At 61.2% G+C, this 25488-nt stretch carries 21 protein-coding genes; 14 read left to right on the top strand and 7 right to left on the bottom strand.

Annotated features, from left to right (window positions below; all coding sequences use genetic code 11):
• The first annotated feature begins 150 nt into the window (after positions 1-150).
• Complete coding sequence (locus tag FJ404_01800; GenBank protein MBM3821616.1) at positions 151-1635, top strand: aldehyde dehydrogenase; 1485 nt, start codon at positions 151-153, stop codon at positions 1633-1635.
• Between the two features lie 420 nt (positions 1636-2055).
• On the opposite strand, the gene FJ404_01795 is transcribed toward FJ404_01800, so the two are convergent.
• The 5 genes from FJ404_01795 to FJ404_01775 form a co-directional block, all read right to left on the bottom strand.
• Complete coding sequence (locus FJ404_01795) at positions 2056-3582, bottom strand: YifB family Mg chelatase-like AAA ATPase (GenBank protein MBM3821615.1); 1527 nt, start codon at positions 3580-3582, stop codon at positions 2056-2058.
• Positions 3542-3766 carry a hypothetical protein gene (locus FJ404_01790; protein MBM3821614.1) on the bottom strand — a complete coding sequence of 75 codons (225 nt, stop codon included), beginning with the start codon at positions 3764-3766 and terminating at the stop codon, positions 3542-3544. The genes FJ404_01795 and FJ404_01790 overlap by 41 nt, the downstream gene beginning before the upstream one ends.
• A gap of 253 nt (positions 3767-4019) precedes the next feature.
• Complete coding sequence (locus FJ404_01785) at positions 4020-4337, bottom strand: nucleotidyltransferase domain-containing protein (protein MBM3821613.1); 318 nt, start codon at positions 4335-4337, stop codon at positions 4020-4022.
• A 4-nt stretch (positions 4338-4341) separates the two neighbouring features.
• Positions 4342-4746 carry a nucleotidyltransferase gene (locus tag FJ404_01780; GenBank protein ID MBM3821612.1) on the bottom strand — a complete coding sequence of 135 codons (405 nt, stop codon included), beginning with the start codon at positions 4744-4746 and terminating at the stop codon, positions 4342-4344.
• Positions 4743-5138, bottom strand: a complete 396-nt coding sequence (locus tag FJ404_01775) for a hypothetical protein (GenBank protein MBM3821611.1) — start codon at positions 5136-5138, stop codon at positions 4743-4745. Before FJ404_01775 ends, FJ404_01780 begins: the two co-directional genes overlap by 4 nt.
• A gap of 638 nt (positions 5139-5776) precedes the next feature.
• Here FJ404_01775 and FJ404_01770 point away from each other — a divergent pair.
• Positions 5777-6361, top strand: a complete 585-nt coding sequence (locus FJ404_01770) for a hypothetical protein (GenBank protein ID MBM3821610.1) — start codon at positions 5777-5779, stop codon at positions 6359-6361.
• Positions 6358-7098, top strand: a complete 741-nt coding sequence (locus FJ404_01765; GenBank protein ID MBM3821609.1) for an isoprenyl transferase — start codon at positions 6358-6360, stop codon at positions 7096-7098. Before FJ404_01770 ends, FJ404_01765 begins: the two co-directional genes overlap by 4 nt.
• Here the strand turns inward: FJ404_01765 and FJ404_01760 are convergent.
• Positions 7095-7298: a hypothetical protein gene (locus tag FJ404_01760; GenBank protein ID MBM3821608.1), complete on the bottom strand. Its 204-nt coding sequence runs from the start codon at positions 7296-7298 to the stop codon at positions 7095-7097. The two genes, FJ404_01765 and FJ404_01760, sit on opposite strands and share 4 nt — an antisense overlap.
• A 243-nt stretch (positions 7299-7541) precedes the next feature.
• Between FJ404_01760 and FJ404_01755 the strand changes: the two genes are divergently transcribed.
• Genes FJ404_01755 through FJ404_01740 form a run of 4 tightly spaced genes read left to right on the top strand, consistent with a single transcriptional unit; the run spans position 7542 to position 10903 of the window.
• Positions 7542-8753: a hydroxyacid dehydrogenase gene (locus FJ404_01755; protein MBM3821607.1), complete on the top strand. Its 1212-nt coding sequence runs from the start codon at positions 7542-7544 to the stop codon at positions 8751-8753.
• Positions 8707-9561, top strand: coding sequence for a 2-dehydro-3-deoxyglucarate aldolase (locus FJ404_01750; GenBank protein ID MBM3821606.1), 855 nt, complete (start codon positions 8707-8709; stop codon positions 9559-9561). The genes FJ404_01755 and FJ404_01750 overlap by 47 nt, the downstream gene beginning before the upstream one ends.
• 15 nt (positions 9562-9576) lie before the next feature.
• The gene (locus FJ404_01745) at positions 9577-10539 is read left to right on the top strand and encodes a D-2-hydroxyacid dehydrogenase (protein MBM3821605.1); all 963 of its coding nucleotides are present in this window, start codon (positions 9577-9579) and stop codon (positions 10537-10539) included.
• 7 nt (positions 10540-10546) lie between these two features.
• Positions 10547-10903, top strand: a complete 357-nt coding sequence (locus tag FJ404_01740; protein MBM3821604.1) for a (2Fe-2S) ferredoxin domain-containing protein — start codon at positions 10547-10549, stop codon at positions 10901-10903.
• Between the two features lie 44 nt (positions 10904-10947).
• Here FJ404_01740 and carB read toward each other — a convergent pair whose 3' ends face one another.
• Entirely contained in the window at positions 10948-12462 is a 1515-nt protein-coding gene (gene carB, locus FJ404_01735) for a carbamoyl-phosphate synthase large subunit (protein ID MBM3821603.1), read from the bottom strand.
• On the opposite strand from carB, the gene FJ404_01730 reads away from it, so the two are divergent.
• The 7 genes from FJ404_01730 (at position 12443) to FJ404_01700 (ending at position 24905) form a co-directional block, all read left to right on the top strand.
• Entirely contained in the window at positions 12443-13693 is a 1251-nt protein-coding gene (locus tag FJ404_01730) for a hypothetical protein (protein MBM3821602.1), read from the top strand. The genes carB and FJ404_01730 overlap by 20 nt on opposite strands.
• Before the next feature lie 42 nt (positions 13694-13735).
• Positions 13736-14692, top strand: coding sequence for a hypothetical protein (locus tag FJ404_01725; protein MBM3821601.1), 957 nt, complete (start codon positions 13736-13738; stop codon positions 14690-14692).
• A 166-nt stretch (positions 14693-14858) separates the two neighbouring features.
• Complete coding sequence (locus tag FJ404_01720; GenBank protein ID MBM3821600.1) at positions 14859-15665, top strand: type II secretion system protein; 807 nt, start codon at positions 14859-14861, stop codon at positions 15663-15665.
• Positions 15666-15725: 60 nt separating this feature from the next.
• Complete coding sequence (locus FJ404_01715) at positions 15726-19415, top strand: DUF1080 domain-containing protein (GenBank protein ID MBM3821599.1); 3690 nt, start codon at positions 15726-15728, stop codon at positions 19413-19415.
• Between the two features lie 149 nt (positions 19416-19564).
• The gene (locus tag FJ404_01710; protein MBM3821598.1) at positions 19565-22492 is read left to right on the top strand and encodes a DUF1549 domain-containing protein; all 2928 of its coding nucleotides are present in this window, start codon (positions 19565-19567) and stop codon (positions 22490-22492) included.
• A gap of 5 nt (positions 22493-22497) precedes the next feature.
• Positions 22498-23982, top strand: a complete 1485-nt coding sequence (locus tag FJ404_01705; GenBank protein MBM3821597.1) for a DUF1501 domain-containing protein — start codon at positions 22498-22500, stop codon at positions 23980-23982.
• Complete coding sequence (locus tag FJ404_01700) at positions 23979-24905, top strand: 50S ribosomal protein L11 methyltransferase (GenBank protein ID MBM3821596.1); 927 nt, start codon at positions 23979-23981, stop codon at positions 24903-24905. Before FJ404_01705 ends, FJ404_01700 begins: the two co-directional genes overlap by 4 nt.
• Positions 24906-25488 lie beyond the last annotated feature (583 nt).

The following is a 25488-nucleotide window of genomic DNA, read 5'->3' as shown; positions in this document are numbered from 1 at the left end:
TGCTCCGGCGGCGCGCCGGGACGGACGCGCCCTACCTGCATCACCGGCAACATCGGGATGAACCGGCCAAGGTCGGCGATCGAGGCTTTTCGTTGCCTTTCGTGGAGATCGGGTCGAGAGTGGTCGCCCTAACCCCGAACCGTTTTTGCTATGACCTCCATGCTTCCTGAAGTCTCAGAATTCCTCTCGCATCAACCCCTGCGCATGTTCATCGGCGGACAATGGGTGGAGGCCGAGGGTGGCGCAACATTCGAGACGCGTGATCCCGGCGATGACAAGCCGATCGCTCGCGTCGCCGCCGGGGGCGAGCGAGAAGTGGATCGAGCGGTCCGGTCCGCCCAGGATGCCTTTCGAGCGAGTGGCTGGGCTGGATTGCCGGCCAACGAACGCGCGGTTTTCCTGCACCGGCTCGCCGACTTGGTGGACCAGCGCCGGCCCGTTCTCGCCCAGATCGAGTCCTGGGACGTCGGGAAACCGTTCGGGGCGGCGCTGCAGGGAGACATCCCCAATGTTTCCGCGACGTTGCGGTATTTTGCCGATCTCTCCGTCCACGCGCGTCGCCGGGAACCCATTGCGGTTTCCGGATTCGAGGCCCGATCCATACGAGTACCCTACGGTCCATGCGGATTCATTTTTCCCTGGAATTTTCCCTTGCTGTTGGTGGGGTGGGGGATCGCACCGGCGCTGGCCGCGGGAAACACGGTTGTGATCAAACCAGCCGAGGACACGCCGCTTTCGACCCTGTATTTTGCCAAGTTGGCCGAGGAGGTAGGCATTCCCAAAGGTGTGGTCAATGTTGTGACGGGATTGGGGGAAACGGCGGGCGCGGCTCTGGCAAGGCATCCGGGGCTCCGGCGCATGTCCTTTACCGGTTCGCCTGAAGTGGGGCGCCTGGTAGGCGAGGCCGCCGGACGCAATTTGATTCCCGCGAAACTGGAACTGGGAGGCAAGGGGGCTGCGGTGGTGTTTGACGACGTCGACGTGGAAGCCACCGCGAAAGCTCTCGCGGGCGCCATCACCTTAAACGCGGGCCAGGTCTGTTGCACAGCCACACGGTGGCTGGTGCATGAAAAGATATTCGACGCGCTGGCGGACGGGGCAGCCAAAGCTTTGCGGTCCACCCGCATCGGCCATGAATGGGACGCGGAGACTCAGATGGGTCCCGTCGTGAGCGCCAAGCAGCGGGATCGAGTGCTGGGTTATCTGGAAAAGGGTGAAAAGGAAGGAGCCCAGTGTCTTCTGCGAGGCGGAGTCGCCACCGTGGCCGGCCATGAAAAAGGGTTTTACGTCTCTCCCGCTCTCCTGACCGGCTCGCCGGACAACGTGGCGTGCCGGGAGGAGATCTTCGGTCCGGTCGCGTATCTCGTTCGTTTTCGCGACGAGCAGGAGGCGGTCGAAATCGTGAACCGGTCCCATTACGGATTGGCCAACAGTGTCTGGAGCCGAAACTTGGAGCGCGCCAATCGCGTCGCCGAAGCGATGGTGGCGGGGAACAGCTGGATTAACGCCCACAACTTGTTTCCGCACGGCGTGCCGTATGGCGGCTGCAACCTGAGCGGCATGGGTGGAGGCGTCAACAGCCCCGAAACCTTCTTCGATTATCTGCGTCCACAGTCGATCTTGCGTCCGTTGTGAATCCATCCTCAGAACTCCTGACCTGGCGTGGGATCAGTTTGAGCCCACTGGTCGGTAGATGAGCCGGAGGTCGGAAGAATCGTTTCGTTGAGGTGAGCCAGCCGCGGAGCTTGATGACCGTCGGCTCATGCCCTGCGCTCGGTGTTGTTCCACGTCGAAGCGGGCTGAAGCCCGCGCGCCGATGGCCAAGTTTCTCACGGAGGCACCAAGACACGGAGGGACGGAATCCCGGTCACGAATCAAGATCAGGATCACTCCCTCGCTCCTGCCGCTTCCGAAAAATCCAAGACCTCCTCATTGCGGCTCCTTTTCGTTCCACGCCCCACCCTTCCCCCCCTTCAAGGTCAGAGGGTCTGAGCCTGGACGTCGGCGACGGGTTGGAATTTGCCGCGAATGGGGGGGAAGGCCTGTGTGTCCGCGTTACGACCAGATCTGCCGGTCCAAGGATCGAAAGCCGATGGCTTCCCCGACGTGGTCGGGGTTGATGGTTTCCTGCCCGGCTAGGTCGGCGATGGTGCGCGCGACTTTGATGATACGATCGTAGGCTCGGGCGCTCAGATTCTGATCCGTCATCACCGCCTTCAAGAGATCGAGGCAGGTGGTGTCGAGAGGGCAGTATTGCTTGAGATCTCGCGCACCCATGCGCGCGTTGCAAGTGAGGCGAGGCCGGTTCTTGAATCGCTCCTGCTGGCGATGGCGGGCCGTGATCACGCGGGCTCGGATGGCAGCGGAAGTTTCCCCCGGCGCTGCGGCGGCCATGTCCTTGAACGGAACCGCCGGCACTTCGACATGCAAATCGATGCGATCCAGGAGCGGACCGGAAACGCGTCCCAGGTAATTCTGAATTTCGCGAGGCGAGCAGCGCGATTCACCAGGCATCTTGCCGTCCGGGGAGGGATTCATGGCCGCGACGAGCATGAATTGGGAAGGGAACGTGACGCTACCGGCGGCACGAGAGATGGTGACGCGACCTTCTTCGAGGGGTTGTCGCATCGTTTCGAGCACGCTTCGTTTGAACTCAGGCAGTTCGTCCAGGAAGAGCACGCCATGATGGGCGAGCGAGATTTCTCCAGGGGTCGGATGCGCGTTGCCGCCCAACAATCCGGCATCGCTGGCCGTGTGATGAGGGGAACGAAAGGGTCGTCGAGTGACCAAGGCCTGGTGCGCTTCCAGCAGCCCGGTGACACTATGAATCCTGGTGGTTTCGAGGGCCTCATCAAGGGTGAGGGGCGGGAGAATGGTGGGGAGCCGGCGGGCAAGCATCGATTTGCCCGTGCCAGGAGGGCCGATCAGCAGCGCGTTGTGCCCGCCGGCGGCGGCGATTTCCAAGGCGCGCTTCACCGATTCCTGCCCCTTGACCTCCGCGAAATCCACATCGTCCTCCAGGGGCGCATCAAACATTTGTTCGGCGTTGAGGTGAACAGCCGGCAGCGCGCGCGCGCCCTCAAGAAACTCGGAGGCTTCCCGCAGATTTCGAATCGGAATGGCTTCGATGCCCCGGACGACACCGGCCTCATTGGCGTTCTCCGCGGGAAGCAGGATGCCGCGCCGCCCCTCGGCTTTGGCTCGCAGGGCAATGGCGAGCGCGCCTTTCACAGGCCTCACGGCGCCGGTCAGCGCGAGTTCTCCCGTGATGACGAAATCCTCCAGCAGATCCGTTTCGACCTGGCCGCTGGCGGCGAGCAGTCCCAAGGCGATGGGCAAGTCGAAGCTGGGTCCTTCCTTTTTGATATCCGCCGGGGCCAGATTGATCGTGGTTTTGCCCATGGGGAATTTGAAGCCGGAATTGGACAAGGCGGTGCCCACGCGGTCGCGCGATTCGCGCACGGCGGCGTCGGGAAGGCCCACAATGACCACATTGGTGTCACCCCATCCGGAATTCACTTCGACCTCGACAGGGTACGCGTCAATCCCCTGAACCGCGGCCGCACACACCTTGGCGAACATGCCTGGAGTGTCGCTCGGGGCCCGTGCAGCCGCAATGTGAAAATGGCGTGAGGGGCGGGAGACCGTGTATCCCGATGTTGTTGGTAGGGCGGGCCTGTCCCAGCCCGCCGCCCACGGGATGCAAAACATCATGCTCCGGGGGCGCGCCGGGACGGACGCGCCCTACCTGCATCACCGGCAACATCGGGATGCACTGGGCGGGAGAGGCACGACACAATGCATCAACCTCCCGGTCGAAAGCCCAAGCGGTGAGAATGGGGTCGAGGAACGGGATGGGTGGAGGTTGACGTGGATTTACTGGAACAACAGCTTCACCTGCTCATCGAAGGCGCGCAGAACTTCCTTCGCGGCCAGGAGAACTCGAAGGTGCGGGTCGCAAGAGTGTCGAAGAACGAGGCGGCTTAGAATTCATCCGCCGGTTCAACTCGATCTTGGCTTTATGCGATGGGGTGCTCTGGATAGATGAGCACGCCTTCGCGGGCGATCCTTTCGAGAAGCCGGGGGTTGTGCGCGCGTTCGGTGCGGACGACGTCGAACTCGTAGATGATGGGGGCTTCGTCGAGCGCATCGGTCAGTGCCAGCCACTCGTCGATGGTGGCGCCCGGGGCGGAGATGGCGAGATCAATGTCGGAGGTGCGGCGGGCGTGGCCGGTGGCGCGTGAGCCGAAGAGGTGCACAGAACGTACGCACGGGAATGAGCGGAAGGTGCGGCGTAGCATGGCAAGGTCTCGTTCGCGGAGGGCGAGGGTCTTCATGCGGTCAGTCCCATTTCAGGGTTTGGATCCTCTCCGCCATGCCACCGAGCAAGGGAGCGTAGTCTTGCACGATGTGTCGGTAGATTTGGATGGCGAGGGCTTCATCGTAGGCGTGGCTGGTGAGGTTGCGCTCTTCGAGCATCTGGAACCAGCGGTCGGCTTCTTCGGTGGTAGAGATCAGGTTCTCGGCGAAGGCCTTCTTGAGCGTCGGCCGTGGCCCGCCACATTCGTGCCCCTGACGTTCGAGGTAGAGCTTGAGGGTCTTCCACACGACTTCAAAGGTGAACTCAAAGCGGTGGATGGTGGCGTCGCGGATAAGATCGCTTTCCGGTTGGGCCACTGCTTCGGCAAGGCGGGCGGCACTCTCGCGCACGTCGGCCTGACGCTCGGTGAATCGTGCTTTGCTCATAGGTTGCAGTCTAGCCTCTTTAGGCTGGCGCGTATAGCGGCTTCCCTTTTCGTGGACTCGGCGAACCCGCCTCCGCCAAAGCTACGGCGGCCAGACTGGGCTGTGGCCAGTGCGTTCAATTGTAGCCTGGACCTTTCAAGTCTGGCCGACTCTGCGAACTGACCCTGTCGTTCGGCGACGAGGCGCGGCATCTTTTCCTCGAAGGTATCGCCGTCGGCTTGGCTTTTCGCGAAGAACCAGAGGCGGACGAGAATCTGGGTGCGGTTGAAGAGTTGGCCGGGTAAGGCGACCATGCCGTCCACGCGGTCGGCCTCGATGAGGGCGCACCGAAGGGAGTCCGTAGAAGCCTGCAACATCGTTGAGTCATCCCCAGCCGACTGTCTTTTCGTCATGTGTGGGTTTCCGATGGTGGGCGCTCATCCCAACGGCGAGCTTTCTGCCGTGCATCCCGAAGATGTCTGTCGTGTGGCGCAGGCTGCCCAGCCTGCCGTATCGCCGACGGCCCGTCGGCCCGGCGGGTGAAGAACGAGGCCCTGCCCTGTTCTCCACACGCCTGGTTCCCTTCGTCGCCCCGCAGGCCAGGCAGCCTGCGAAACAGCAGACAGGGCTGTCTGCGTTACCACGACAACCCGGTCACCGAAAACCTCTGGATGCACCGACCTTTCTGAGGGAGCGGTGAAACTGCTTGCCGCCTCGTTCGACTAACCCGTAATAAGTCTGTGATGGCTTGTGTCGATCGAGGCATTCTGCAACCCGTTCCCAGTCGGAGAGGGGTCAAGCGACGTTTTGAGCGTCTCGATTCGAGTCGTTCGTGCGTTTGGAAGTATCGGTTTACAGGAAAGGGTTACAAAACTCCATTCCTGACTCAGAGTCTCATGCGGCAGGTCGCTTTTCTTCGCGGGTTTGCCCCCATCGCTCAAAAGGATCGAGCAGCAGGTTCGCTGACCTTCGAGCGTTTTCTCGACGCCATGGCTGCGTCCTCCACGCCATGGACGGCATAGAAACCGATTCCAGGAACTGAGTGCAGGCCATGGTTCCCTTTCTGGTGACGGCGGTGGTTTTGGCCCTGCTCTATCCATGGACACGAGTTCAAGATGCCCCAAGCGGGGCCAAGCTGAAGCTCGTCGTGACCGCACCGCTGGTTTGGCTCCTGGCGAAGGGTTGGATCGAACCCATGGCCCTCGGAACCACGCTGCTCTTCTTCGTGTTTGTTTTCGTCGTCGTGCTGTGGGCGCCCTACTTTGCCCATCGCTACTCGATTTCCTTCTCGCGCTTCTTGTTCAGCATCCCGGTGAAACTCGGCGCCTTCCGACCCCATTACGACGAAGCTCGATTCGCGGCTTCCGAAGGCCGGCTGAAAGAGGCGGTGGAGTTGATCCAGGACGAACTGGACAAGTCGCCTACGGACTTTGAGGGTTTGATGCTTCTGGCGAGCGGTTATCAGGCGATGGAGGAGCCGGAGAAGGCGATCGCAGTCGCCCGCCAGATCCAGAACAACCCGGACGCAAACCCGGAACAGCAAGCGGCTGCTTATCATGTCGTCACGGAATGCTTGGCCCAGCAGCATGATTTGCAACTGCGCGGGCGTCCGCCGAAACCTATTCCTTCGCCATGACCAAAGAACTCCATCCGGCATTAAGCGCCCAGGCAAGGTCGAACATCCCGACCCATGTGGCGGTGATCATGGACGGCAACGGGCGCTGGGCCAAGGCACGCCAGTTGCCCAGGGTGGAAGGGCATCGCCAGGGCGTGGAGTCGGTGCGGTCCATCGTACGAGCCGGGGGCGAACTGGGAATCAAGTACCTGACGCTTTACGCGTTTAGTGTCGAGAATTGGAATCGTCCCAAGGACGAGGTTGATACCCTCATGAAGTATCTTGCCCGGTTCTTGAAAATGGAGATCGGAGAATTGCAGCGGAACAATGTCCGGCTCGAAGTCATCGGGCAAATCTACCGCCTGCCCGAGTTTGTGCAGAAGCAGTTGGCGAAAACGCAGGCCGCGCTCGCGAAGAATAAGGGCCTGACGTTGATCCTCGCGCTGAGTTACGGCGGCCGGACTGAAATCGTGGAAGCGGTGCGTGAAATTGGCGACAAGATGCGAAGAGGCGAGATCGAACCTGCCGAAATCAATGAACAAGTCATTTCGCAACACCTCTATACCAGGCATTGGCCCGATCCGGACTTGCTGATCCGCACCAGCGGGGAAATGCGGGTGAGCAACTTTATGCTCTGGCAGATCTCGTATTCCGAGTTGGTGGTGACGCCGACGCTTTGGCCTGATTTTCGCAAGCCACAATTCTTCGAAGCGCTGGAGGAATATACGCGCCGCCACCGCCGGTTCGGGGGGGTTTAGCGCTCCTGTCCGTCGGGACGCGGGGATACGCGTCCGATCCTCTTTCGAACCGCGCGCGAATAGACCGCGATCACCGCGAGGCTGAACAAGGAAATGAGGCTGATGAGAGTCTTTTGACCGTCTCCCGAGAGCGTGTCGGCCAAGAAATGCCGCGCGATGTCATCGTTGGCGTGGGGTGCGATCGCGATCTGCTTGGCCACCTACGAAGGGCTCGTTCGTTCAACGTTTCTGGGGTGGATCTTGTCCGGACGGCGTAGACAACGAACCTGGCCCGAACTGGCTTGGGTGGTCGGGAGAAAGGACCATGGCCGGGCCTGACCGTCCACATGAAGTGATTCGAGAACCGGGATTCTCCATTCGGTCGATGAATTATTCGTCCTCCGTGGTTTTCCGGGCGCTTGGGTGTGATCGGAAGTGGCTGACGATCCCGCCTTGGCCCTTCGATGGGGCGCGATTGTGTCCCGCCCGGCGGGATCAGTCGCAGCGGCTTCGTCGACGCGGGCTCGACTGAGGAATCCCTTGCGTCTCGAAGTTCGAACCTGGCTGCGGCTGGTGGTCTGGCACCTGGCCGTGCTCCGCGCCCGCCCCTTCCATTCACACCCGGCACTTTCCCCATCTTGCTATTTGCGCGACGGGTTTTAGACTTGGCGCCCGTGTCCTGGCGAATTCTTATCACCGCACGCACTTTCCGTGAAGTAGGCGAGGCGGCCACCAAGTTCCTCAAAGCATCGGGCGCCGAAGTCCTCGTCCCGCCCAAGCTCGGTCCGCTGACCGTGCCCGAACTGTTGCCGCAATTACCCGGCGTGGACGCGGTTTTGGCCAGCATGGACCACTTTAAAGCCGAGTTGCTGCGTGCTCCCGAGGCGGCCTCGCTGAAAATGATTTCGCGTTGGGGTGTGGGTTACGACGCCATTGATGTCCCGGCCGCCACGGAGCAGGGGATCATGGTGGCTTATACTCCCGGACTCCTCAATGACGCCGTCGCGGACTACGCCTTTTCTCTCCTGCTCGGAGTCGCCCGCCGTTTGGCCGAGGGCCACGAGTCGATGAAGCAGGGTTTGTGGAAATCGGCCTGGGGTCACGACGTGCATGGCAAGAGCCTGGGTTTGATCGGCTGCGGCCGCATCGGGCAAGCCATGGCCAAACGGGCGCGAGGTTTCGACATGCGGATCCTGGCCTACGACATCGCGCCGAATGCCGAGGCGGAAAAGTTGGGCATTCGTTTTGTGGATCTCGACACGCTGCTGGAGCAAAGCGATTTCGTCAGCCTCCACGCCTCGTTGACGCCCGACAACCGTGGCCTGCTCAACGAGACTCGCTTGAGGAAAATGAAGTCCACCGCCTACTTGATCAACACCGCCCGGGGAGCGCTGGTGGACGAGGCGGCCTTGGTCAAAGTGCTCCAGGAAGGAGTCCTCGCGGGGGCGGCGGTGGACGCCTTCGCCGTCGAGCCGCTTCCGGCGGACCATCCGCTCCGCTCCACTCCGCGTTTGTTGCTCACGCCGCATCAAGCCTCGTTCACGCGAGAAACGGGCGAAAAAGTCAGCATGGCCGCCGCGGAAGCCATCGTGAACGCAATGCAGGGAAGGCGTCCGCGCTGGGTCGTGGATGAGGCTGTGTATCGCAGCCCCAAGTTGCGCGCCAAGGTCCAATAGATTTTCGATCCTCATGAAAAAGAACACGGTGCGATCCCGCCTGGCCCAAGGCGAATCTTGTGTGGGGACTTGGCTGACGTTGCCGGATCCCTTGGTGGCGAGTTTGATGGCGCGGACGGGGTTCGATTGGCTGACGATTGAGCTGGAGCACAGTCCGACCTCGTTTGAGAGCGCGGCGCAGAGCTACGCCATCCTGGCGGGTGCGGGATGCGTGCCCCTGACGAGGGTGCCCTGGAATACCGGGGAAAACATCAAGCGTGTTCTGGACACGGGAGCCTGGGGGGTGGTGGTGCCAATGGTGAATTCCAAAGCGGAGGCTGAGGACGCGGTGGCGGCGGCCCGTTACGCTCCGTTGGGGCGACGTTCCATCGGTGGACTGCTTCATGCGACCAATTTCGACACGGACGCGGCGACCTATTATGCGAGAGCCAATGAGGAGATTCTGGTCGTGTTGATGGTCGAGCATATCGATGCGGTGGCGAATCTGGAGGCGATCGCCGGGGTGCCGGGCATTGATGTATTGTTTATCGGGCCCAACGATCTGCACAACTCGATGGGGAGGCCCCCTTCCTTCGAGAGCGACGATCCACGCTTTGTCAGCGCGCTGGAGAAAGTGCTGGAGGTGTGCCGGAAACGGGGCATTGCCCCGGGCATTCATGTGGCGGACGCCGCGTCGGCGAAGCGTCGGCTGGAGCAAGGTTTTCGATTTGTCGCCGTGGCGAGCGAGGCCGGGTTCTTGCTGTCCAAATCGCGCGAAATTCTCAACCATCTTGGCCGGGGCGGAAACAAGGAAGCGGCCAAGTACTAGACGGAAGCCGGGTCCATGCCGCGCCTCGTCATTCTCGACGGTCATACGCTGAATCCCGGGGATTTATCCTGGGACCCTCTCAAGGCGCTGGGAGACTGTGTCATTTATGACCGCACTCCGGCGGCGGAGGTGGTCGCGCGGGCCCAAGGGGCGGAACTGGTCCTGACGAACAAGACGCCGGTTAGCGCCGCCGCGATGGAGGAGCTTCCATCGTTGCGTTACATCGGCGTGCTGGCCACGGGCTTCAACATTGTGGACGCGCAGGCGGCGAGAAGCCGGGGCATCGCTGTTTCGAATGTCCCGGCCTATGGCACCGCGTCTGTTGCGCAGATGACCTTCGGACTGATTTTAGAACTTGCTTTGCAAGTGGGGCATCACGCCAGCACCGTCCGGAAAGGCCGGTGGTCGCAATGCCCTGATTTTTGCTACTGGGATCATCCCCTGGTGGAATTGCATGGTCAGACGCTGGGCATTGTGGGACTGGGGCGTATCGGGGCCGCCGTGGCAAAGCTCGGCCAGGCCTTCGGGATGAAGGTGATCGCGTCTTCTTCGAAGCCAGACCGGCCCGCGCAAGAGGGGATCGAGTTCGTTGAGCTGGACGCGTTGTTCTCGGGGGCTGACGTGCTGAGTTTGCATTGTCCGCTGACCCCCGCCACGCAGGGGCTGGTCAACGAGCGCCGGCTGGCGCTCATGAAGCCCACCGCGTTTTTGATCAACACCAGCCGAGGGCCGCTGATTGATGAGACAGCCTTGGCCAGGGCCTTGACCGAAGGTCGACTGGCCGGCGCGGGACTGGACGTGTTGTCCGTGGAGCCTCCTCCCGGGGGCAATCCATTGTTGACCGCTCCGCGGTGTTTGGTCACTCCGCATATCGCCTGGGCCAGCCGGTCCGCACGCTCGCGTTTGATGGCGGTCGCCGTGGAGAACGCACGGTCGTTTCTGGCCGGTTGTCCGGCGAATGTGGTCAACCTTTCGTGAGGAAGCGATGGATGAGGCGCTTGCGACCGCGGCGGAATCGGTGGGCCTTTTCGGGGCCACCCGGCATATCTTTCTGTGCGCGGATCAGACCGAGCCCAAGTGCTGTGCGAAGGAAAGGGGACTGGAATCGTGGGAGTTTCTCAAGCGGCGCCTGAAGGAACTGGGCTTGGCGGGGACGAAGGGTTCGGTGCTGCGAACGAAGGCAAACTGCCTGAGGCTATGCGTGCGGGGGCCGATCGCAGTGATTTATCCCGACCGGGTTTGGTATCATTCCTGCGCCCCGGACGTGCTGGAACGCATCATCCAGGAGCACTTGATGGGCGGACGCGTCGTGGAGGAGTTTCGGATGGCGCCGCCGGGTTGATCGCCCCACGATTGGCCATCGCGTCCCCGGCCGGCTTCACGAGCTCACGCTCTCGCGCTCGCCAATTCCTCCTCGAAATCGACGATCTCTTTGATTTGGGTCAGGAACCAGGGATCGATGGAGGTGAGGTGGTTGACCTCTTCGATGGTGAACCCGGCCCGGAGAGCGTGGCGGATGAAGAAAATGCGCTCGGCGTTGGGGGCGCTCAACTTTCCCTTGATGAGATCCCGCGGCAGGAGGTCACGGTCTCCGTAAATCTCGGCGCCGATGCGCCAGGGCTTGCCGTCGCCCCCCAGCCCGCTGCGACCGATTTCGAGGGAGCGCAGGCATTTCTGGAGCGATTCCTTGAAGGTGCGCCCGATGGCCATCGCCTCGCCGACCGACTTCATCTGCGTGGTGAGCGTGGGGTCGGCTTGGGGAAATTTTTCGAAGGCAAAGCGGGGGATCTTGGTGACCACGTAGTCGATGGTCGGTTCGAAGCTGGCCGGTGTTTCGCGCGTGATGTCGTTTCGAATCTCGTCGAGGAGATATCCGACGGCGAGTTTGGCCGCGATCTTGGCGATGGGGAACCCGGTGGCTTTGGAGGCCAGGGCGGAACTGCGGCTCACCCGCGGGTTCATTTCGATCACCACCATCCGCCCGTTTGCGGGGTTGACCGCGAACTGGATGTTCGATCCGCCGGTTTCGACTCCGACGGCACGGATGACCGCGAAGCTCGCGTCCCGCATGATTTGATATTCCTTGTCGGTCAGGGTCTGGATCGGAGCCACGGTGATCGAATCGCCCGTGTGAATGCCCATCGGGTCGAAATTCTCGATCGAGCAAATGATGACGCAATTGTCGGCACGATCCCGCATGACCTCCATCTCGAACTCTTTCCATCCGAGCAAGGATTCCTCGATCAACACCTCGCTGACGGGGGAGAGGTCGATCCCTCGCTTGGCGATGGCTTCAAATTCCTCCCGGTTATAGCCAATGCCGCCGCCGGTGCCGCCGAGGGTGAACGCGGGACGGATGATGAGCGGGAACTTGCCGATACGTTCCGCCACGTTCCGGGCCTCGTCCATGTTGTGGGCCGTGCCGGAAATGGGAACGTCCAAACCGATTTGCAGCATCAACTGCTTGAAGGCTTCGCGGTCCTCCCCTTTGTGGATCGCCTCGGCCTTGGCGCCAATCATTTCGACGCCATGCCGTTCCAGGACACCCTTTTTGTGCAAGGCCATGGCGGTGTTGAGTGCCGTTTGACCTCCCAGGGTGGGCAGGAGCACGAGCTTGTCCGGTCCGCCGGGCCGGGTCAGCCGCTTCAACTCGGCCAGTTCCCGGACGATAATCTTTTCGACGGCTTCGGGCGTGATCGGCTCGATGTAGGTGCGGTCGGCGAATTCCGGATCGGTCATGATCGTCGCCGGATTCGAGTTGACCAGGACGACGCGATAACCTTCCTCCCGGAGCGCTTTGCAGGCCTGGGTGCCGGAGTAGTCGAATTCGCAGGCTTGGCCGATGACGATCGGGCCGGCGCCCACGATAAGAACGGAGTGAATGTCGGTGCGTTTGGGCATGTCGAGTGCCGTCCGCGTGGGCGGCCCAGCCGCGCCGCGTTCGAGCGGCGCAAAGTCAACGCGATCAGCCCTGGTTTGTCATTCGTTTTGTGCGGATTCCGCCCTGATCCCCACGAAATCCAACGTTGCTTCCAGTGGGAATCGATGCTTAACTTCATTAGATTTTGTCATGATCCACCCCTCATTCCCCGCCGGTGTCCGGCCCCCGCTTTTCCCGCTTGAGGCTGTCGGTGGTGCGGTCAGTTTGCAATCGCCCTTTTACGTGGAGCGAGCGGTAGATCAGGAATTGAAGGATGAAATCTCGAAGGGAGAAGGGGTGATTCTGATCAAAGGAGCCCGCCAGATTGGCAAGACCTCCTTGCTGGCCCGGGGGTTGGAGTATGCGCGGCAAACCGGCAAAGGGGTGGTGCTGACAGACTTTCAAAAACTCAACACCGCTGACTTGAAGGATCTGCCTTCCTTCTACCGTGCTCTGGCCACCTCATTGGCGGCGCAGCTCGATTTGGATGAGGATCTCACGGACCATTGGGACGACCGGCTCAGTCCCAATCGAAACTTTGAGCGGTTTGTGAAGGAGGCAGTGCTTGGAGACCGGCAACAGCCGCTCGTGTGGGCGATGGACGAAGCCGACCGGCTGATCGTGAGCAGTTTGGCGAGCGAAGTATTCAGCCTGATGCGCGCCTGGTACAACGAAAGGGCGCTGGATGTTCAGGGACCCTGGTCGAAGCTGCAATGGATCGTCTCTTATGCCACCGAAGGGCATTTGTTCATTACGGATCTGAACCTCTCCCCGTTCAACGTGGGGAAGAAGCTGGACATCCAGGATTTGACCCGGGCTCAAGTCGCAGATCTCAATGATCGCTACGGTTCGCCTCTGAAATCCGAGGTGGATCTCGACGCTTTTTACGACTGGGTCGGAGGCCAGCCCTACCTCGTGCGGCGAAGTCTGCATGAGCTGGTGCTGAATCCGTCCCTCTGGGCGAAGTTTGGCGAGGCGGCCGGCCGGTCGGATGGAATTTTCTCCGACCACCTCAAGCGCATCGTTTTGTTGCTTTCGAAGAATCGACCCTTGCTCGAAGCGTTGCGACGGGTGTTGGACGGTGGCGCTCAGCCCGACGAGCATCAGCTCCATTGCTTGCAATCCGGCGGGGTGATGGTGCCGGGTCGTGGGGGCGAAATGAGGCTGCGCAACCGTCTCTACGAGGGCTACTTTTCGCGACATTTGGGCTGACTCGCTTGACAGGCGAGGGGAGAGAAGGGTTGTTTGGGGGGCATGGTCATTACCGCACCTACCTTGGTTTGGCTCCTGGCGGCGCTTCCCTTTCTGGCGGGAGGTTTGCCGGCGTTTCCGTCCGGCAAATTTGGAATCGAACCCTCGAAGGAAGGTGTGGCCATCCGAAATCGCGACGGCCACGTTGTGGCACGATATCAGACGGTCGCCCCCGCGGGAACCGGGCTTTCGGTTGAAAGTGGCGCCTTCTTTCACCCTCTGACGACGCCATCAGGGCTGGTGATGACCGATCTTGCCCCCGCCGATCACAAACATCATCGCGGACTTTTTCTCGGCTGGGTTGAGGTTCGGGGAACGAAGAAAGGAGACTTTTGGGGCTGGGGAGAACCGGCGCCCAAGGTGGGCCGCGTGATCCGCCATCGTGGGTTGCGGGGCGTCAGGGCGTTCGGGGTTTCGGCTGATTTTCAAGCGGACAACGAGTGGGTTGCCGACCAGGAGGTCCTGATCAACGAAACGCTGGAAGCCAAACTGCGCTCGGCCCCCGACGCCAACGTCCTTGAGTTGACTTACAAGCTCACGCCGACCGCGCCCACCCAGTTGGGGAGATGGGCCTTCGGAGGCTTTTGCGTCCGGTTGCGCAAGGAGGGCCGCATCGAAGCGTTCAATCCCGCAGGCAAAGTCGCGTTGCCGGATCCGGTCCATACCAAGCCTGAATCCGATTGGCCGGACGCGCCGTGGTACGGTTTCACCATCGATTTTCCGGATGGCAAGCGGGGCGGAGTGGCGGTGGTGCAGCACCCGTCCAATCCGCCCACCTGGTGGCACAACCATCGGGTCACGCGCATGATCAATCCGTGCATTACCGCGCCCGCGGAGGTCGCGCTGGATCCGACCCGTCCCCTGGTGCTGCGCTATCGCGTGGTCATCCACGACGGCCCCGCGCCAGTGGCCCTGCTGGATCGGTTGGCGGCGGAGTGGGCTCGTCCGGCACGGCGCTAATCCGCAGGTTTCACGCTCAACCGGGCCGGCGATTCCGGGTCGTGGAACAGGCATTTCATGGGCGGGCTCGAGGGCTTCGCTGGGAATGATGGGCGGGGTTTGTGCGTCCCTTTCCGCTGGAAAAGTGATGCTTGCCAGCGCGGGGTGGTTGGAGAAAAGTGAGTGCATGGTTCCCCCGAATTTCTTGGGCTCGCGCTGCCCTTCCACTCGTGAGGCACGGACCGGATTCACCCTGATCGAGCTTCTGGTGGTGATCGCCATCATCGCCATCCTGGCGGGACTCCTTCTGCCCGCGCTCAGTTCGGCCCGGGAGAGAGGCAAACGCGCGAATTGCATTGGAAACCTGCGCCAGCTCGGCATCGCCACGCATGTCTATGCGCTGGACAACAACGACAGGGTGTTTGACGGCATTCGCAATGGCGGGGATTCCTTCCTCATGAGTATTTCCACCGTGATGTATCAATCGATCAGCAATAGTTTTGGCGACAAAGTATTCGACTGTCCGAATGTCTATCCCTTGTCTTTGCCGGGGATCACCGACCGGCCGAACAGCCGCTTTCAGACGGGCACTGGTTTTTACATTGGTTACCATTATCACGGAGGGCGCAGCATGCCTCCGACGGCGGGGTGGCAGTCGGTGATCAAGCTGGGAGACTTGCCGAATCTCGTCAATACCAACGCCCTGGCCGAAACGCAGAAGCTGGTGCTTTTCTCAGATCTGAACAGCTGGGCGGCGAATGGAGTGGGTGGTTACAATTGGGTGATTGCGCCGCATGGAAGGGCTGGAGCCATCAAGAGGAAAGGGCATATCTATCATTACCCGATTCAACAACCCACCACCGCACGCCAGGCAGGGTCCGTGGGCGGGCATGTGGCTTATGTGGACGGCTCGGTTCTTTGGAAGCCGATTCAACGCATGTACGAGAAGTATTGGACCTACACCGGGGATGGCGGCCACCGCGGCGCGTGGTAATGTGATTCTGAATTCCGGGTTGGCGAGCCGGGCGCGAACTCGCTAGGCTCGGGGGCATCCATGAAATTCGCCCTCTGGCTCCTTGGTCTCTTTGCGCTCGCGCTGCGCCTGCATGCGGCACCGGTTCCGTTGTTCGATGGCCGCAGTCTGGCGGGTTGGGAAGGGGAGACGAACGCGGTCTGGCGGGTCCGAGAGGGCGTCATCGTGGGCGGATCCATGGCCGGCAATCCGCGCAACGAATTCCTGGCCACCACTCAGCGCTACAAGAATTTTCATCTGCGCCTGGAGTATCGACTGGTCGGCACGGAGGGGTTCATCAACGGCGGGGTTCAATTCCGCAGCAAACGCATCGCGCAACCGCCCAACGAAATGTCCGGATTTCAGGCGGATATCGGGGCTGGATTCAGCGGCTGCGTTTATGACGAATCACGCCGCAATCGCATGCTGGTCATGGCCGACACCAACTTGGTGGCGAGCCTCGAACGGCCCGGGGAATGGAACCGTTACGAAATCATCGCCACGGGCCCGCAGGCGACCCTTGTGCTGAACGGGCAGCGGACGGCGACGTGGGTGGAAAGGGACCCGGCGATCGAAACCGAGGGGGTGATCGCCCTTCAAATTCACGGCGATTGCAAGGCTGAGATTTCCTTCCGCAACATCACCCTCGAAGTCCTTCCCGATTCCATCATTCCACCCGAAGCGGAGATCCTCGGGCGGATCGGACACGGTCAACCCGCACTGCCCACGCCCGAATTTCCCGGCGGGATCTTCGAACTGGGCACGAATGAAGTCGTGGTGTTGGTGGGGCAGGAGAATTTCGTGCGCGAGCAGAAGTCAGGGGCGCTGGAAACCCTTCTCGCTTCCGGATTCGCTTCGCAAGCGCCGCGAGTTCGATCGATGGCCTGGGAGGCGGATACCGTCTACGAACAATGGCGCGATCTGAATTTTGGATCGTGGCTGCGCCAGTTGGAAGCCGCCGGGGCGACGGTCATCCTCGCGCAGTTTGGCCAAATGGAAGCACTGGACGGAGTCGGGCGGCTGCCTGAATTTGTGGCGGCTTACCATCGATTGCTGGATCAATTCGCGGGCCGCACCCGGAAGGTCGTCCTGGTCTCACCGATGCCCTTCGAGAAACCCCTGGCCTCGCACGCGCCCGACCTGACGTTGCGCAATGGTGATGTGGCGGCTTACACAAGCGCCATTCGAGACCTGGCCCGTCGGCGAGGCGCCCTTTTCGTCGATCTATTCCGGCCGATTCTGGAGCGGCCCCTCGGTTCGGTCCGGCTCACCGAGGATGGTCTTCATGCCCACGAAGCGGGCCTGGAAGAAGTGGCGCGCGTGATGGCGAGCCAGCTTGGAATCAGGCCTCAAGCGGCCGCCCTCCTGAGTCCGCTGCGGGAGGCCATTCTGGAGAAGAACCGGCTGTGGTTCGACAGTTGGCGGCCCGCCAATTGGTCGTTTGTGTACGGCGACCGGGTGGCGACATCGTTCGCGAAGGCGGGCGGTGGCGAACCCTCTTTGAAGGAAGCCCTCGAACGTCACCGCCCGCTGCTGGCCACAGCCGACGCCCGCATTCATGCCCTGGCGCGAGGCGAGGCGGTGGAGGGGCGTTTGACCCCGCCGCGGGCCGCTTCGCCCGAACCTTCCAAGGGGCTTACCCCTGAAGAGCAACTGGCCAAGTTCGAATTGGCGGACGGATATCAGATCAACTTATTCGCCTCCGAGCGCGAGGGGGTTGTGAAGCCGACGCAATGCTCGTGGGATGAGCGAGGAAGGTTGTATGTCGCCTGTTCCCCGACCTATCCGCAGTCCCAGGCCAGTGCCACGCCGGCCGATTATATTTTGGTTTTGGAGGATTCGGATGGCGACGGACGTGCGGACAAGTCGTGGCGCTTTGCCGAAGGATTGACCATGGTTCAGGGAGTGGAACCGGGGGATGGAGGTGTGTTTGTATGCGATTTCGATCAGATTGCGCATTACCGCGACACCAACGGCGATGGCAAAGCAGACGTTCGGCGGGTCGTGATGAGCGGATTCGGCATTGGGGACACGCATCAGTTGGTGAATTCGATCTCCCACGGTCCTGATGGGAGCCTTTGGTTCACGCAAGGTTTGCATGCTTTTTCGCGCGTGGAAACGCCATGGGGCATCGCCCGGCTCGACCGCTCGGCGGTTTGGCGCTGGCGTCCGCGGACGTTGCGTCTGGACGGATTTTTTGGAGGCGGCATGGCGGGGGCTAACTGCTGGGGAGTGGCCTTCGATGATTTCGGCCAGGTTTTCCACAAATCGGGGGACCGTCCCCACGGTTACTGGACCGTGCCGGGCATGGTCCGGGGCGGGAGCCCGATCGGGAGTGGCTCCACGTTGTCGGCGGATGTTTCCTACGCGAAATCGCCCGAGCAGTATCACTCCGTGGGGCCGCTGTTTGACACCTCGCCCAAGACGACTTCGTTGGATTGGATTGGCACCCGGGCATTGCCGGACGACATTCAAGGGTGCGCAGTGATCGGGGGATATTTCGGCGCGGTGGTGGAGTTGCACCGGTTGAGCGACGCGGGTGCGGGGTTCAAGTCCGCGCAGTTGCCCAAACTCGTCCGGTCGTCCACCCCCGACTTTCGTCCGGTGGATGTGAGCGTGGGTCCCGATGGCGCTATTTATGTGGCGGATTGGTATAATCCCACGATTGGTCATTATCAGGCCAGTTATGCGGATCCTCGCCGCGACAAGACACGCGGGCGAATTTGGCGAGTGACGGCGAAAGGAAGGGCCGGGGTGAAGCAGCCGGATCTCGCCTCCATGCCCGCTGCGGCCTTATTGAAGCAACTGGATTCATCCGAACGTTGGACGCGTTATCAAGCGAAGCGGTTGCTCTTTTACCGCCCGGCGGCGGAAGTTCTGCGCGAGGTCGACGCCTGGGTGGATCGACTTTCTGATTTGAATCCCGCGAGCGAGCGGTTGCTCCTGGAAGTGACGGGGGTGCTTGAAGCTCACGAAGCTCCGCGGGCGAAGGTGCTGCAGAAATTGATGCGAGCCCGAGACGCGAGAGTGCGGGCCTACGGCGCTCGCGTGGCGGGGGGATGGGGGGAAGCTCTGGCGGAAGCACGAACCTCCCTCTTGTCCGCGGCCCGAGACGAGCATCCGAGGGTTCGACTGGAAGCCGCCGTGGCGTCCACTTACCTGCCGGGTCCCGATGCCGTGGAGGTGGTGGCAGCAGCCTGGGAAGGAGGCCGCGATCCTTTTCTGGATTACGCTCTGCGCTTGAGTGCGCGAACCTTGCAGCCTCGCTGGGCGCCTCTTCTGGCTCAAGGCGGACTGTCGCTTTCGAAGACCGGGGAGGAGGCCCTTCGAGCCTTGATATCCAAGCCTTACGTCCCGCCGTCTGAAGGCGGGCAGCTTTATGACATGGCGTGTCTGCCCTGTCACCAGCCCGAGGGAAAAGGGCTGCCCGGGGTTTATCCGCCGCTCGCCGGCAGTGAATGGGTCAAGGGTGATGCCGCGCGGCTGATCAAAGTGGTCTTGCATGGCCTGACGGGTCCGTTGACCGTCGCTGGGCAGAGCTATGGAGGACCGAATTCGGTGCCCATGCCCGGAATGGCGGGAATGACAGACGCCCAGATTGCCGAAGTATTGTCCTTTGTGAGATCCCGTTTTGGGGAGGGAGCGAGTCCCGTCAAGGCGGAGCAGGTTCGCGCCATAAGAGAAGCGCACATGGGAAGGGAGCGACCTTGGGCCGCGAGCGAACTCGAATGACTTTCCGATGCTTCCATTTGGAAGCATCGATGAGGCAGCCTTCGGGTCCGCTCGAGTCCGACGGGGTAAAGGCCAAGAATCGGCAAACTTTCTTCAACCGCCGAATTGCCTGGCCCGCCCTCCGGCTTTAGACTGGTTCAGATCAAGCCATGATATCCGCCCGTTTTCCCTTCCTCAGCCCCGGCTCCATCTTTGCAGTGGGGTGGGCGCTCGCGCTCCTGGTCGTGGCGTCGGCCTTGCCGGCCGCCCGGGCTGACGCGAAAGCGGCTTCTGGGATTGATTTCAACCGGGATATTCGCCCGCTTTTCGCTCAGCACTGCACCGCCTGTCATGGCGGAGTCAAAGAGGCGGGCAAACTGTCTTTTCTTTATCGTGACCAGGCGCTGGCTCGCGGCAAGTCGGGGAAATGGTCCATTGTTCCTGGAAAACCGGAGGAGTCGGAGTTGATCCAGCGGGTGACGACCTCGGATGAGGACGACCGCATGCCGCCTTCGGATCACGGACCCAGGCTTTCGGTTGCCGAGGTCAACAAGCTTCGGCAATGGATTCAAGCAGGTGCGCGTTGGAGCGAGCATTGGTCCTTCATTCCTCCCCAGCCGCAAACCCGGCCGAGAGTCCGGCAAGGCGGATGGCCTCGCACTGGGGCGGATTACTTTGTTTTGGCGGCGATGGAATCCCAGGGGCTTCGCCCCTCCCCGGAGGCTGCCCCGGCCGAATGGCTGCGCCGCGTTTCTCTGGATTTAACCGGTTTGCCACCCACGGTGGACGAATACACGGTGTTTGTGCGCGAGTCCAAGCGGGACAAGAAGAAGGCCAAGGAGGACGCGGTGGATCGTTTGCTGGCCTCCTCCGCGTTCGGCGAACGCTGGGCGTCCGTTTGGCTTGATCTGGCGCGTTACTCGGACACGTTTGGATTCGAAAAGGATCCCTCACGTGAAATCTGGCCCTGGCGGGACTGGGTGATTCGCGCGTTCAACGCGGACATGCCCTACGATCAGTTTACCATCAAGCAACTCGCGGGAGACTTGCTCCCGGAACCGTCAGCCGATGACCTGCTGGCCACGGCTTTCCACCGGAACACCCAGAACAACACCGAAGGAGGCACGGACGACGAGGAGTATCGAACCGTGGCCGTTCTCGACCGGGTGAACACCACGTGGACAGCCTGGCAGGCGACCACCTTCGCCTGCGCGCAGTGTCATCACCACCCCTACGATCCATTTCCGCACCGCGACTATTATCGCTTTGCCGCCTTTTTCGACAGCACCGAGGATTGTGATCAGAACGACGATTTCCCCCGGCTCTTTTTTGCCAACGACGAAGGTCAAAGGAACGAGTTGTTGCGGACCCAGGTGGAGGCTCGGCGCGAGCGGCGACGGCTCCACGAGGAAGGACGCAAGGTTTGGGGGCAAATCTCCGATTGGCGGATTCTGAAACCCACGGAAGCAAGGCCCACCGGGGGTAAGTTGGAAGTGACGGATCAAGGCCGGGTCACTGCGGGCGGCACTCTCCCGGTGTCGGTAAAGTACACTTTGAAGTCCGAAGTCCCGGCCGGGGCCACCGCGCTGCGGGTGCGGATCTTTCCGACATCCGTCGATCCGAAGAGTCCTCCGGAGCGAGGCCAGATCTTCTCCAAACTCCTGGCGAGCTACTCGGTGCCGGGCGCCTCGAACCAGCCCGTGCTGTTTCGGGAAGTGGTGGCGGATTATTTGGCGGGTCCGTTTGAACCCATGAGAATCATCGAGGGTGGCGGCGGGGGTTTTGGCAGTTACCCCGTGATGAAGGGAGCCCGCGAGTGCGTGCTGGTGTTCGCAGAGCCGCTCACCCCGCCCTCGGGCGCGACTTTGGAGTTGACCCTTGAACATGGCATCGCGTCGAACTCGGGTGTGCAAGGCTGCGCCTTGACGCAGTTCGACCTGGCCACCTCGCAGGATCGGCGATGGACCGAAATGGCCGGATCAACCCCGCGGCAGGAACGGTGGAAAAGCTGGAATTCCGCGCGCACCCTGCCCAAAGAAGTGAAGGGAGCCAATGTGCCCGTGGTGTTCGAGCGTGACGCCGACGCCCGGCGCGAAACGAGAGTATTCATCCGTGGCAATCGCATGACCTTGGACGAAGCCGTGCGTCCCGGCATTCCTGAGCTGGTGCGTCCTCCCCGGGGGGCGAGTGAACTGACAAGATTGGATCTCGCGAAGTGGCTCGTCGGGAAAGACAATCCGCTGGCAGCGCGAGTGCTGGCCAACCGGCTTTGGGCGGAGATGTTCGACCAGGGCCTGGTGGACACGCTCGGCGATTTCGGGACCTCGGGATCGCGGCCCACGCATCCCGAGTTGCTCGATTTTCTGGCTTTAAGGCTGCGGGATGATTTGCGCTGGTCGATTAAGGGCTTGCTGCGAGAGTTTGCTTTGTCCGCGACCTACGGACAATCCGGACGGGTATCCTCGAAGCATTGGGAGAAGGATCCGCGGAATCGTTGGTATGCGCGGGGGCCACGGGCGCGCTTGACGGCGGAGATGGTGCGGGATCAGGCCCTGGCGGTGACCGGATTACTTTCGACCAAGACCTTTGGGCCTCCCGTTTTTCCCCCACAGCCGGACGGCGTATGGAACACGGTGTACAGCGGGGAAAAGTGGCAGATCGCCACCAATGAGAACCGGTTTCGCCGAAGCTTGTACACCTTTCACCGGCGCACGAGTGGTTATCCCTTGTTCCTGACCTTTGACGCTCCAACACGCGACGCTTGCACGGCCAGGCGAACCCCGAGCAACACGCCTTTGCAGGCCCTGGCGACGATGAATGACCCTGCATTTCTGGAGATGGCCGTGGCCATGGCGGGTTCGATGAGCGATGGGGGAGGCAAGCCGCGCGATCAAATTGAACGCGGGATCCGGAAGCTCACTCTGGCGGCTCCTCCGAAAGCGATGGTGGCGGCCTTGACGGAACTTTACGGCGGTGCTTTGCGCGATTTTCAAACCAAACCGGAGGAGGCCCGGAAACTGGGAGGGTCTCCCGAGCGCGCAGCTTTGACGGTGGTGGCCAACGCCATCCTAAACCTTGACGCCTTCATGGTACGATAATGCCTATGAACTTCTGGGATGAACTGATGCATGAGGATCTCCTGCACCGGACGAGGCGACACTTTTTGAGGGATTGCGGGCTGGGCTTGGGCGCTTTGTGGCTCGCCCAGTCAACCGGTCGAGCGTGGGGATCCTCCGCGCCTTTGGTTCGAAACCCTGCTCAACCTTTGTCACCGATGGCGGCGCCGCTTCCCGCGAGAGCCAAGCGCGTGATTTACCTGCACATGGCGGGTTCTCCGAGCCAGTTGGAGCTGTTCGACTACAAACCGGAACTGGCGAAGCTCGACGGTCAGGATTGCCCGGAATCGCTTTTGAAGGGCAAGAAATTCGCGTTTATTCAAGGTGTGCCCAAGATGCTGGGGCCTCAGTTCCCGTTCAAACAGCATGGCCAATCCGGGCAATGGATCTCCGACCGTCTGCCCGAGTTTGCCAAAGTGGCCGACGAGATTTGTTTCGTGAAATCCATGGTCACGGATCAATTCAATCATGGTCCCGCACAACTCCTGCTCCACACCGGCAATCAGAATCCCGGTTTCCCTAGCGCTGGCGCGTGGACCACGTACGGCTTGGGATCGGAGAATCAGAATTTGCCGGGATTCATCGTGCTCACGAGCGGCGGCAAGAATCCCGACGCCGGGAAATCCGTGTGGGGCGCGGGTTTTCTGCCTTCCGTTTATCAGGGCGTGCAATGCCGGTCTCAGGGGGATCCGGTGCTTTTCCTCTCGAATCCGCCGGGAATTTCGCGGGACATGCGCCGGAGGTCCTTGGATGCCATTACGGCCATCAACCGCCAAACCGCGAAGGAGGCCGGGGATCCCGAGACCTTGACGCGCATCGCCCAATACGAGATGGCGTTCAAGATGCAGGTCGCGGCCAGCGACGCGTTTGATATTGGCCAGGAACCGGCGGCGATTCACGAACTCTACGGCACTCAGCCCGGCAAGGAATCGTTCGCAAACAATTGTCTGCTCGCCCGGCGATTGGTTGAACGTGGCGTCCGTTACATCCAGCTTTTCGACTGGGGTTGGGACAGCCACGGCGCCGGGGAGAACGAGGCGTTGAACAAGGGATTCAAGGACAAATGCCAGAGTCTGGACAAGCCCATCATGGCGTTGATCATGGATCTCAAACAGCAGGGGTTGCTCAAAGACACGCTGGTCCTCTGGAGTGGCGAGTTTGGCCGGACCTCGATGCGAGAAAACCGGAATGGGGTGGAGATGAAGTTGATTGGACGCGACCATAACCCCGCTGCCTTTACCCTGTGGATGGCGGGGGGCGGGTCGAAACCTGGCCATAGCCTTGGCGAAACGGATGAGTTCGGGTACCAGGCTGTGATCGACAAGGTTTCCGTCCATGATTTGCATGCGACCATGCTTCATCTGCTCGGCTTCGATCACCTGAAGTTGACCTACCCGGTCCAGGGAGTGAATCAACGCCTGACCAATGTGACCAAGCCGGGCAGCGAAGTGGTTAAGGGGTTGCTCGCGTGACGACGCGCGAAGCCTGGGTCGAGATCGCGGTTGAGATTCCGGCGGCGAGTGAAGAACTCGTGGAAACTCTGCTCGGAACAAGGTTTGGGGTCTCTCCGGCCATCTATCACAATCTCAAGACCGGACGGTCGAGGGTCTCCATCTATCTAGCGAATCCAAGGCCCGGAAAAGGAATGTTCGGGACCAAAGTGATGTCGCGACTGCGCCTGGAATTACGCCGGTGGGTTGGGGAGGGGGCGATCACCGGACCGTTGCGGATGCGCGTTGCGGGCGTCCGCAAAGAAAACTGGGCGGAGTCCTGGAAGAAGCATTTCAAGCCCTTTGTCGCCGGTGGGAAACTTTTGGTTCGACCAAGCTGGAGCATTCGCCGTCCTCGGGTTGGCCAGGTGGGCGTGGTGCTCGACCCGGGGCTGAGCTTTGGGACCGGGCAGCACGCCACAACGCGCTACTGCCTCGAACAAATCGTATCCTTGCGGCGGCCCCTGGCAAAACAGTCCTTTCTGGATCTGGGGACCGGCACGGGTATTTTGGCCATCGCGGCGGCGAAACTGGGGTATGGTCCGGTCGAGGCCATGGATTTCGATCCGGCCTGCGTGGAAAACGCGAAGGCCAATGCACGACGGAACCGGGTGGAGGCGCGCGTTGCGGTATCCTGGGGCGACGTTCAGCGGCTGCCCCTACGACCGTCCCGCCGTTTCGAAGTGGTTTGCGCGAACTTGATCGACGATTTGCTGGTGACCCAGGCCAGGCGCCTTGCGGTGCGGGTGGCACCTGGAGGAGATTTGGTGGTTGCGGGGATTTTGCGGCGTCAGTTCGCGGCCGTGCGACAGGCTTTGGAGTCCTACGGACTGGTTTTCAAGCATGAGAAGTCGGAGGGGGAATGGACCTCAGGCCGGTTTGCGGCTCTTCCGCTGACTCGATAAATGCTGGCTAAAGCAACAAAAATCGACATTTTCTTGAACGTTTTACGAATTCTGGCGATCATAAGAGTGAGTCGATAACCGGCTATGATCGCACTCCTGCCAGCTTGCGGTGCCAACATGAGAGTCAACAAAGGAGGTTGGCATTCTTCCCGCTGTCAGCACATCTGTAGAAAGGACCGATTGAACTATGAACAAGTCTCTCGATGTCGTTACGGACGTGATTCGCAACACCAAACATCCCTTCCGGCAGGTGGATGATCGCCCCGCCAAAGCCCAAAAGCATCGTTACGAGCGTCGCAAGATCAAAGAGATCATGAGGCAGCGAGACTGGGCGGAATCTTTTGAGGATTAGCATTCGATTTTTTGAGTTGGGTTGAGTTGGGTTGAGTTGAGTGGCCAGGCCATCCGCAAGGGTGACCTGGCTGTTGTTTTGAAGGAGAAGCGCATCCGCCGGATCGAAAGCGCCCCACGCTCCTGGTTCCCTACGTCGCCCCGCAGGCTGGGCAGCCTGCGACACAGCAGACAGGGCTGTCTGCGTTACCAGGACAACCCGGTCACCGACAACCTCTGAATGCACCGCCCT

Source organism: Verrucomicrobiota bacterium (assembly GCA_016871495.1).
Lineage (GTDB): Bacteria > Verrucomicrobiota > Verrucomicrobiia > Limisphaerales > VHDF01 > VHDF01.
The sequence above is the reverse complement of the archived record's forward strand: the minus strand, read 5'-3'. Positions and strand labels throughout refer to the sequence as shown.

Excerpts from the sequence above, each read along its gene's own strand:
- FJ404_01800 (MBM3821616.1), top strand. The coding sequence starts at position 151 with ATGACCTCCATGCTTCCTGAAGTCTCAGAATTCCTCTCGCATCAACCC.
- FJ404_01795 (MBM3821615.1), bottom strand. The coding sequence starts at position 3,582 with ATGTTCGCCAAGGTGTGTGCGGCCGCGGTTCAGGGGATTGACGCGTAC.
- FJ404_01790 (MBM3821614.1), bottom strand. The coding sequence starts at position 3,766 with ATGTTGCCGGTGATGCAGGTAGGGCGCGTCCGTCCCGGCGCGCCCCCG.
- FJ404_01785 (MBM3821613.1), bottom strand. The coding sequence starts at position 4,337 with ATGAAGACCCTCGCCCTCCGCGAACGAGACCTTGCCATGCTACGCCGC.
- FJ404_01780 (MBM3821612.1), bottom strand. The coding sequence starts at position 4,746 with ATGAGCAAAGCACGATTCACCGAGCGTCAGGCCGACGTGCGCGAGAGT.
- FJ404_01775 (MBM3821611.1), bottom strand. The coding sequence starts at position 5,138 with ATGACGAAAAGACAGTCGGCTGGGGATGACTCAACGATGTTGCAGGCT.
- FJ404_01770 (MBM3821610.1), top strand. The coding sequence starts at position 5,777 with ATGGTTCCCTTTCTGGTGACGGCGGTGGTTTTGGCCCTGCTCTATCCA.
- FJ404_01765 (MBM3821609.1), top strand. The coding sequence starts at position 6,358 with ATGACCAAAGAACTCCATCCGGCATTAAGCGCCCAGGCAAGGTCGAAC.
- FJ404_01755 (MBM3821607.1), top strand. The coding sequence starts at position 7,542 with ATGGGGCGCGATTGTGTCCCGCCCGGCGGGATCAGTCGCAGCGGCTTC.
- FJ404_01750 (MBM3821606.1), top strand. The coding sequence starts at position 8,707 with ATGAGGCTGTGTATCGCAGCCCCAAGTTGCGCGCCAAGGTCCAATAGA.
- FJ404_01745 (MBM3821605.1), top strand. The coding sequence starts at position 9,577 with ATGCCGCGCCTCGTCATTCTCGACGGTCATACGCTGAATCCCGGGGAT.
- FJ404_01740 (MBM3821604.1), top strand. The coding sequence starts at position 10,547 with ATGGATGAGGCGCTTGCGACCGCGGCGGAATCGGTGGGCCTTTTCGGG.
- FJ404_01730 (MBM3821602.1), top strand. The coding sequence starts at position 12,443 with ATGTCGGTGCGTTTGGGCATGTCGAGTGCCGTCCGCGTGGGCGGCCCA.
- carB (MBM3821603.1), bottom strand. The coding sequence starts at position 12,462 with ATGCCCAAACGCACCGACATTCACTCCGTTCTTATCGTGGGCGCCGGC.
- FJ404_01725 (MBM3821601.1), top strand. The coding sequence starts at position 13,736 with ATGGTCATTACCGCACCTACCTTGGTTTGGCTCCTGGCGGCGCTTCCC.
- FJ404_01720 (MBM3821600.1), top strand. The coding sequence starts at position 14,859 with ATGGTTCCCCCGAATTTCTTGGGCTCGCGCTGCCCTTCCACTCGTGAG.
- FJ404_01715 (MBM3821599.1), top strand. The coding sequence starts at position 15,726 with ATGAAATTCGCCCTCTGGCTCCTTGGTCTCTTTGCGCTCGCGCTGCGC.
- FJ404_01710 (MBM3821598.1), top strand. The coding sequence starts at position 19,565 with ATGATATCCGCCCGTTTTCCCTTCCTCAGCCCCGGCTCCATCTTTGCA.
- FJ404_01705 (MBM3821597.1), top strand. The coding sequence starts at position 22,498 with ATGAACTTCTGGGATGAACTGATGCATGAGGATCTCCTGCACCGGACG.